We start from the raw sequence: 6,057 nt of genomic DNA on the forward strand, positions 1-6,057 counted from the left end.
ATGAGCGAGGCCGGGAAGATCGCGCTGTGCGCCGTATTGGCGGGGCTCATGCTGGCGGTAGCAATCGCATCGGCGTTGCGGTCTCCGGCGAAGGACCAGCGGGCGCCCGCAACCGTGTTGGCGCCGGAAGCGTTGGCTGCCGATCCCGATCTTCGTCGCTGCCGCATCATAACCATGCCTGACGCCGGGTGCGAGGCGGCCTGGGAAGCCCGGCGGCGCCATTTCTTCGGGTCGGACGATCGGCGATGAACGACACCGGCGTCATCGACTCCTTCCTGTCGGTCTTCACCACCTATATCGACAGCGGCTTCGGCCTTTTGGGCGGCGAGGTCGGCTTCCTCTCGTCCACGCTCATCGCGATCGACGTCACCATCGCCGCCCTGTTCTGGGCTTGGGGCGCGGACGAGGACGTGCTCCAGCGTCTGGTCAGGAAAACACTCTACATCGGCACCTTTGCCTTCATCATCGGCAACTTCTCCAATCTCGCGACGATCCTGTTCGAAAGCTTTGTCGGGCTCGGTCTTCAGGCCTCGGGCGGCGCGCTCGCCATGGGCGAGTTCATGCAGCCCGGAACGGTGGCCGCGACCGGGCTCGATGCGGGCGAACCGCTGCTCGACGCGACCGCGGACCTGCTGGGTCCGGTCGGACTGTTCACCAACTTCGTGCAGATCGCCATCCTGCTCATCGCCTGGCTGATCGTGGTCCTCGCCTTCTTCATCCTCGCGATCCAGATCTTCATCACCATCGTCGAGTTCAAGCTGGTGACGCTCGCCGGCTTCGTCCTGCTGCCCTTCGCCTTTTTCGGCCGCACCGCCTTCATGGCCGAGCGCGTGCTCGGCCATATCATCTCATCGGGCATCAAGGTGCTCGTCCTCGCCGTGATCGCCGGCATCGGCACGACGCTGTTCACCCAGTTCACCGGCGCCGGGCTCGGCTCCGAACCGACTGTCGAGCAGGTCATGGCCATCGCGCTTGCCGCCCTGACCCTGCTTGGCCTCGGTATTTTCGGTCCCGGTATCGCCAACGGCATCGTCACCGGCGGGCCTCAGCTCGGCGCCGGTGCAGCCGCCGGCACGGCGCTCGCTGCCGGAATGACGATCGCGGGCGGCGCCGCCGGCGCCCGGCTTACCGCCGGGGCTGCGGGAAGGTCGCTCGCGGGCGCCGCAACGGGCGGCGCCCGGGCAGCCGGCGCGGCAACCGCCGCCTATAGCTCGGGTGCGGCGGGCCGGAGCGGGGCCGCTTCGGTCGCAGCCGGGCTCGCCAGTGCCGGCAAAGGCGCGGTCATCGCCGCCACATCGCCGCTTCGCCGGGCGGCAGGCAGCCTGAAGCAAAGCTATGCGCAAGGTCGCGGCGGGACGCCCTCGTCGGCCGTTGGCTCGGCATCCACCGGCGCCGATGGTCAACCCGCCTGGGCCAGAGCGATGCGCCGGCGGCAGACCATCACGCAGGGCGCGACCATGACAACCCATACTCTGAAGGGCGGCGACAGCCATGGCGGCGGCGCCGGTCCCGACATCTCGCAAAAGGACTGACGCGATGTTTCGACGCTCTTCCATCCGCTACGGGCAGTCGCCCGAACCTGTCACCCCCTATCAGCGCGCGGCCCAGGTCTGGGATGAGCGCATCGGCTCCGCGCGCGTCCAGGCGCGCAGCTGGCGTCTGGCCTTCTTCGGCTGCCTGGCGCTGTCCGGCGGCCTGTCGGCGGGCCTCGTCTGGCAGTCGGCGCGCGGCACGATCGTCCCCTGGGTGGTCGAGATCGACAAGCTGGGGCAAGCGCAGGCGGTCGCGCCGGCCAATGCCAATTACAGGCCGTCCGATCCGCAGATCGCGTTCCACCTGGCGCGCTTCATCGAGGAGGTTCGCGCCATTCCGGCCGACCCGATCGTCCTGCGACAGAACTGGCTGCGCGCCTATGACTTCGCGACCAGCAAGGGGACGCTCGCGCTCAACGATCATGCGCGCGCCAATGACCCCTTCGCCCAGGTCGGAAAGATTCAGGTCGCGGTCGATGTGTCGAGCGTCATCCGCGCTTCGCCCGACAGCTTCCGCGTGGCCTGGACCGAACGCCGCTATCAGGATGGTGCGCTCGCCGAGACGTCCCGCTGGTCGGCCATCCTCACCATCGCCGTGCAGACGCCGCGCACCCCCGACGCTCTGCGCAGAAATCCCCTCGGGCTTTTCGTCGACGCCCTCAACTGGTCGAAGGAACTCAGCCAATGATCCCCAATGCCCGTGCAACAGCGGCGTTGCCCATTCTGTCCGGCTTCGCGGCGGTGGTCATGATGTCCATGACCCTGGTCGCTGCGCCGGCCATGGCCGCCTCCAGCACATCGGAGCCACCAGACCCGCCTGTCCGGATCGACCGGGCCAATGCGGCGGCCCGCGTTCAGCCCGACGCTTCCGGCTATCTCAATGCTATCCAACAATATGCCTACGCCGAAGGATCGCTTTACCAGGTCTATGCCGCCCCCGGACGGGTGACCGACATTGCCCTCCAGGAAGGCGAGCAGCTTGTCGGCCCGGGCCCGGTTGCCGCCGGCGACACGGTTCGCTGGATCATCGGCGATACGGTCAGCGGTAGCGAGGCCGGGCGGCGGATCCATATCCTGGTCAAGCCGACCCGGGCCGACATTGCCACCAATCTCGTCATCAACACCGACCGGCGCACCTATCATCTCGAGCTGCGAGCCACCTCGGCGACCTATATGGCGGCGGTATCCTGGACCTATCCCCATGACGAGCTGATCGCGCTGCGCGCGGCGGCGCAGGAACAGGAACGCATGCGGCCGATCGCGTCGGGGCTCGACGTGAACGCGCTCAACTTCCGCTACAGGATCGATGGCGACCGGACCGAATGGCGGCCACTGCGCGTCTTCGACGATGGCCGGCAGGTCTTTGTCGAGTTCGGCGAGGAGATCGCGCGCGGCGAGATGCCGCCCCTCTTCGTAGTTGGCGAGGACGGCTCTGCCGAGCTGGTCAACTACCGCGTGGCGGGCCGCTACATGATCGTCGACCGGCTCTTCGATGCCGCGGAGCTGCGGCTTGATACGAAGAAGACCGAGAAGCGGGTCCGCATCAGGCGCGAGAGCGAGCGCGGGCAGCGGGGGCGTTCATGAGCCGGCCGGCAATGGAAAGCCGGGAGGCGGGCGTGCCGCCGGCCGATGGCCTGACCGATCGGGCGGGACCGGACGAAGCCCGGCCGGCGGCCGCAGCCCCATCCAGCGCAGAGGCGTTCCGCCTGCGGGGAGAGCTGCCCCGGGTCATGCGTCTGTCGCGCAAGACTCTCGCGATCTTGGGAGCGGTGGCCGGATTGGGTATCGGCGGATCGCTTTTTTACGGGCTCCAGACCCGTTCGCCGCCACCACCGCGCAATCTCTACGAGGTCGAAAGCCGCAACAAGGCGGCCGCGGTGACCGGCAGTCCGACGGATTACTCGCAGGTGCCTCAGCTCGGCGCGCCCTTGCCGGGCGATCTCGGACGCCCGATCCTGTCGGCGCAAGAAAGCGGCAAAGCGATACCCGTCCCGCCCATGGGGCAATCCGATGCTTCGCAAGGCAATCCACGCGCGGCCGCGGCGGAGCAGGCGCGCCAGCGGATGCTGCAGGAGCGGGAGGCGGCCCGCTCGAGCAAATTATTCCTGGGAACGGCAGCCGCGGAAGATCGCACCGAGGTCGCGGCCGCTTCGAATGCCGCGCCGGCCATGACCGATGCCGATCTCATGCCGTCCGGTGATGCGCGCCTGTCGGCCCAGTCCGCCAAACGCGCTTTCCTCCGAAATGAAGGAAATCGCCAGCTCGTCAGCCTTGAGCGGCTATCGGCGCCTGTGTCGCCCCATGTCATCCAGGCCGGCAGCATCATTCCCGCCGCGCTGATCACCGGCATCCAGTCCGACCTGCCCGGTCCGATCACCGCGCAGGTGACCCAGAATGTCTATGACAGCCTGACAGGACGCATCCTGCTCATTCCGCAAGGATCGCGGCTGATCGGCGAATATGACAGCCAAGTGTCGGCCGGGCAGAGACGCGTGCTCCTCGCCTGGGATCGTCTGATCCTTCCCGACGGCCGCTCGATCCTGCTCGACCGGCTGCCCGGCGCCGATGCCGCCGGCATGGCGGGCCTCAGCGACCGCACCGACTATCATTGGGGCAATATGCTCAAGGCCGCGCTCGTATCGACGATGCTGGGCGCCGGCACCGAGCTCGTCGCGGACGGCGAAGACGAGCTTGTCCGGGCGCTACGCTACGGCACCCAGGATACGATCAACCAGACCGGGCGCCAGCTCGTGCAACGCGAAGCGAATGTGCCTCCGACACTCACGATCCGGCCGGGATTTGCCCTGCGCGTCCTCGTGACCCGGGACATGGCGATGGAACCGATCGATGAAGGAGCAACCCCATGAGCAAGCTGCGCCTTGGCCCCATCGTTGAAGAGAAGCCGGTCAAATTGACGGTCGAGCTGCCGGGAGCGCTGTTCAGGATGCTGGGCGAATATGCACGCGAGCATGCCAGGGCGACGGACCTTGCCGAACCCCTGCCGCCCGAGCGCCTGGTCGCACCGATGCTGGAGCGCTTCATGGTGACCGATCGCGCCTTCGCGCGGCGGCGCAAGGCCTGATACCCGGACCTTGGCTTTTCATTGGTATTCCGGCGTCCACCCAAGTCCGAGCGGGCTTTGATGGGGTTGAGGTCTACGAGCTTTCGATAGAGTTAGCCGCAGTCTGGCCGCTCCAGCTTGGCGGAGATAAATGGGCATGATCCTCACTGGAATTTCCGCGTTCGATACGCTATATGACCATCTACATGGTCAGGAGCGTGAGATGGATGCGATCAGTCTGGCGGATGCCAAAGCTCATCTGAGCGAGTTGATCGACCGGGTCGAAGCGGGCGATTCCATCGATATCACCCGTCGTGGCAAACCGGTTGCGCGGCTCACCACCGTCGCAAGGCCGCGCAAGCCGATCGATGCCGCGCTGCTCCAGTCATTGACGGCCGCGATGCCGCCGCAATCCCAGAGCGCCGCCGATCTCGTGCGGTCGATGCGGGACGATGATCGCTACTGATGCTCTATCTTGACACGTCGCTGATCGTAGCGGCGCTTTCCAACGAAACGATGACACCGCGTGCTCAGGCCTGGCTGGCCGAGCAGGACCCAGCGCAGCTCCTGGTCAGCGACTGGACCGTCACCGAAATGTCGTCGGCCCTGGCGATCAAGCTGCGAACAGGTCAGATCACCCTCGAGCAGCGCGCGGCGGCGCTCGCCATGTTCAACAAGTTGGTGGCCGAGAGCCTTACCGTGTTGCCAGTGACCGGCGGGCACTTTCGGGCCGCGGCGAGGTTCGCCGATCAGCACAGCTTCGGGCTCCGTGCCGGCGACGCGCTGCACCTTGCTGTCGCCTCAGAACATGGCGCCGTGATGCATACGCTTGATCAACGGCTCGCCGAGGCCGGGCCGGCGCTCGGCGTGCCGGCGCAGTTGCTGGCATGATCCAGGCCGATGCCGGGCGAATATGCGCGCGAACTTGCCAGCGAGACAGGCCTTGCCGCCCGAGCACGTGATCGCACTTGCGCTGAGTGCTTCATGATGACGGATCGCGCCTTCGCGCGGCGGACGCTATAACCGCGCAGCAAGTGCTCTTTCCCGGTCCTTTGTGACGTCGATCCAGCACTGGGCAACCGCCAGAACGGCCATCGAGCCGCCCTGATATTCATCGGCTTCGGCAACGCATTTGCTGTCACGATCCTTGAGCCATTGCCGTTGCTCGGTGAGTAGCCAATGGCGCTCGGCAGGAGTGAGGCGCTGGCGTAGCGTGCTGTAGCGTGCGCTCATCGCCGCGTCCGCAACCCGCAGATCATGCGCGGCACAATGCTGCATATCGACCGTTGAGGTGCATTGGCGCGGCGCGGGGTCCTGAAACGCGGGATTGGTCATGAACGCGCCTGCCGTTTGAGCAGACAACGGCGACGCAATCACGAGAGCCGCCTGCGCGGCGACAACTACGATGGCCGGTTGAGCGGCGACTATGATGGCCGGTAGGATCGGTTGTCTGGTCTGATCGTA

Annotated in this window: 9 protein-coding genes; 8 read left to right on the plus strand and 1 reads right to left on the minus strand. The window is 66.6% G+C overall.

Translation table 11 applies throughout. From position 1 onward, the window contains the following. From trbK-alt to CV103_RS05840, 8 genes are all read left to right on the plus strand, one after another. The gene (gene trbK-alt, locus CV103_RS05805; RefSeq protein WP_107394271.1) at positions 1-249 is read left to right on the plus strand and encodes a putative entry exclusion protein TrbK-alt; all 249 of its coding nucleotides are present in this window, start codon (positions 1-3) and stop codon (positions 247-249) included. Then, a complete protein-coding gene (gene trbL, locus CV103_RS05810; RefSeq protein WP_107394272.1) occupies positions 246-1,532 on the plus strand; it encodes a P-type conjugative transfer protein TrbL in 1,287 nt (428 codons plus the stop codon). The genes trbK-alt and trbL overlap by 4 nt, the downstream gene beginning before the upstream one ends. Before the next feature lie 4 nt (positions 1,533-1,536). Continuing rightward, positions 1,537-2,220: a conjugal transfer protein TrbF gene (gene trbF, locus CV103_RS05815; RefSeq protein ID WP_107394273.1), complete on the plus strand. Its 684-nt coding sequence runs from the start codon at positions 1,537-1,539 to the stop codon at positions 2,218-2,220. After that, a complete protein-coding gene (gene trbG, locus CV103_RS05820) occupies positions 2,217-3,116 on the plus strand; it encodes a P-type conjugative transfer protein TrbG (RefSeq protein ID WP_425443827.1) in 900 nt (299 codons plus the stop codon). Before trbF ends, trbG begins: the two co-directional genes overlap by 4 nt. Then, positions 3,113-4,399, plus strand: a complete 1,287-nt coding sequence (locus CV103_RS05825) for a TraB/TrbI/VirB10 family type IV secretion system protein (protein ID WP_211314355.1) — start codon at positions 3,113-3,115, stop codon at positions 4,397-4,399. The genes trbG and CV103_RS05825 overlap by 4 nt, the downstream gene beginning before the upstream one ends. Then, on the plus strand, positions 4,396-4,614 hold the full coding sequence (locus CV103_RS05830; RefSeq protein ID WP_107394274.1) for a DUF2274 domain-containing protein: 219 nt from the start codon (positions 4,396-4,398) through the stop codon (positions 4,612-4,614). The genes CV103_RS05825 and CV103_RS05830 overlap by 4 nt, the downstream gene beginning before the upstream one ends. A gap of 130 nt (positions 4,615-4,744) precedes the next feature. Next, positions 4,745-5,059 (plus strand): type II toxin-antitoxin system Phd/YefM family antitoxin, encoded by a 315-nt coding sequence (locus CV103_RS05835; protein ID WP_245896663.1) that lies wholly within the window; start codon positions 4,745-4,747, stop codon positions 5,057-5,059. After that, positions 5,059-5,484: a type II toxin-antitoxin system VapC family toxin gene (locus tag CV103_RS05840; RefSeq protein WP_107394276.1), complete on the plus strand. Its 426-nt coding sequence runs from the start codon at positions 5,059-5,061 to the stop codon at positions 5,482-5,484. The genes CV103_RS05835 and CV103_RS05840 overlap by 1 nt, the downstream gene beginning before the upstream one ends. Positions 5,485-5,610: 126 nt before the next feature. On the opposite strand, the gene CV103_RS05845 is transcribed toward CV103_RS05840, so the two are convergent. Beyond that, positions 5,611-6,057: lysozyme inhibitor LprI family protein (locus tag CV103_RS05845; RefSeq protein ID WP_107394277.1), on the minus strand; the 447-nt coding region annotated here is incomplete at its 5' end.

Source organism: Edaphosphingomonas fennica, assembly GCF_003034225.1.
GTDB classification, from domain to species: Bacteria; Pseudomonadota; Alphaproteobacteria; order Sphingomonadales; family Sphingomonadaceae; genus Sphingomonas_E; species Sphingomonas_E fennica.

Bases quoted from the DNA above. Each gene is read 5' to 3' on its own strand.
- CV103_RS05830 (WP_107394274.1), top strand. From the start codon at position 4,396: ATGAGCAAGCTGCGCCTTGGCCCCATCGTTGAAGAGAAGCCGGTCAAA.
- CV103_RS05825 (WP_211314355.1), top strand. From the start codon at position 3,113: ATGAGCCGGCCGGCAATGGAAAGCCGGGAGGCGGGCGTGCCGCCGGCC.
- trbG (WP_425443827.1), top strand. From the start codon at position 2,217: ATGATCCCCAATGCCCGTGCAACAGCGGCGTTGCCCATTCTGTCCGGC.
- trbK-alt (WP_107394271.1), top strand. From the start codon at position 1: ATGAGCGAGGCCGGGAAGATCGCGCTGTGCGCCGTATTGGCGGGGCTC.
- CV103_RS05835 (WP_245896663.1), top strand. From the start codon at position 4,745: ATGGGCATGATCCTCACTGGAATTTCCGCGTTCGATACGCTATATGAC.
- trbL (WP_107394272.1), top strand. From the start codon at position 246: ATGAACGACACCGGCGTCATCGACTCCTTCCTGTCGGTCTTCACCACC.
- trbF (WP_107394273.1), top strand. From the start codon at position 1,537: ATGTTTCGACGCTCTTCCATCCGCTACGGGCAGTCGCCCGAACCTGTC.
- CV103_RS05840 (WP_107394276.1), top strand. From the start codon at position 5,059: ATGCTCTATCTTGACACGTCGCTGATCGTAGCGGCGCTTTCCAACGAA.